The sequence below is a fragment of the Sabulicella flocculans genome (assembly GCF_045449635.1).
GTDB lineage: Bacteria > Pseudomonadota > Alphaproteobacteria > Acetobacterales > Acetobacteraceae > Roseococcus.
This window is the reverse complement of record NZ_JBJJBR010000053.1, coordinates 1-1289: the sequence shown is the minus strand read 5'-3', so window position 1 is coordinate 1289 and position 1289 is coordinate 1. Positions and strand designations below refer to the sequence as shown.

At 72.5% G+C, this 1289-nt stretch carries 2 protein-coding genes; both read right to left on the bottom strand.

The annotated features are described in order from the left end of the window. Nucleotides 1–391, bottom strand: a 391-nt coding sequence (locus ACI6QG_RS19540) for a hypothetical protein (protein WP_407026254.1), incomplete at its 3' end; no start/stop codon positions are given. Between the two features lie 98 nt (nucleotides 392–489). Continuing rightward, a partial coding sequence (locus tag ACI6QG_RS19535; protein ID WP_407026253.1) for a terminase gpA endonuclease subunit occupies nucleotides 490–1289 on the bottom strand: 800 nt, incomplete at its 5' end.

Sequence of the window (1289 nt, the reverse complement as noted above, 5' to 3'; positions counted from 1 at the left end):
CCCAATCCTGCTCGAAGAACACGCCATTGTCGCTGTCGAACAGGCCGACGCGGCGCTGCATCGACGTGAAGGGCGGCGGCGCGCCGAACAGCACGGCGGCGGAGGCATAGATGCCCTTGGAGGGCTGGTAGCGGAAATAGGGGCGCGACTGGCGGATCGCGATGTCGCCGGCCGCGGGGCAGCGCATGCGCACGCCGCCCTCCTGCGGCATGTGGAGGATGGTGGCGCCGCCCGCGGTGAAGTTCTCCCAGCGCAGCGGCTGGAGGCCGTACTCGAAGTCGACGTCGTAGATGTTCTGGCTGCGGGCGGTCTTGAGGCGGCCGGACGGGTCCAGGAAGGCGTCCGCGAAGCTGACCGGGGGCGCGCCCCAGTCCTGGTCGGCGATGAGCATGGGGTGGTCTCCGCGAAGGGTGCAGGCCGGGGAGTTGAACCCCGCCGGTCCCGGGAATGAGCCGGGCGCGGCCACCGGGCCTGCCTGCGGTGAAGCGGTCAGCGCAGCCAGTTGCTGCGCGGGGCGAGCCAGGTGGTGGGGCGCGTGGTCGTCGGCGGGGGAGTTGCCGGCGATGGGGCTGCAGGCGGCGGCTCGGGCTGTGACAGCACCAGCGGCGCATCGGCGATCTGCTCACGCAGCTGCGCCCAGAACCGATCGCCGTAGCGATCCGCGCCCAACAGCCAGAGCGCGGCACGCGCCAGCACTGCGCAGTCCAGCGCCTCGTTGCGCTCCCGCAGTTTGGCCCATTCCTGCCGCGCGAAGCCGCGCCGATCCTTCGTCGTGCGCAGCTGCTCGGCGACGAGCTGCTTGACCCACTCGGCCTCGACGCCGCGCGGCAGGTGCACCCAGCCGGGCGGGAACCCCTCCGCATCGCCGCGGCCGAGCCAGAGCCGGCGATAAAGATCGGCCTTCCAGGTCGAGACCGAGACGGTCCAGAGCTTGAGGCCGCGGCGGAGCTTGCGGCCGTCGACCAGCGCATCCACCGGCGTCGGACCCTGCACCGGCTGCGCCCGGTTCCAGCCGTCCACGCCCTTGGTCGGCGCGATGCGTGGATCCCGTAGGCGACGCAGGTGGCCATAGACGGCGGCGGTGTCGCGGCCGCCGGTGTCGACGCAGAGCCGGGCGATGCGCATAGCGCCGCCGCCGTGGCGCGGCCAGTCTCGCGCCAGGAGCTTGGCCAGTCCGTCCCAGGGCTCCCGGTCGCGCGGGCTGCCGGGGATCACCACGTGATCGACGAGCCAGGACGAGAACCCCTCCGCCCAGCCCCACACGTCGCATTCGAGGCGATCGTCCTGGA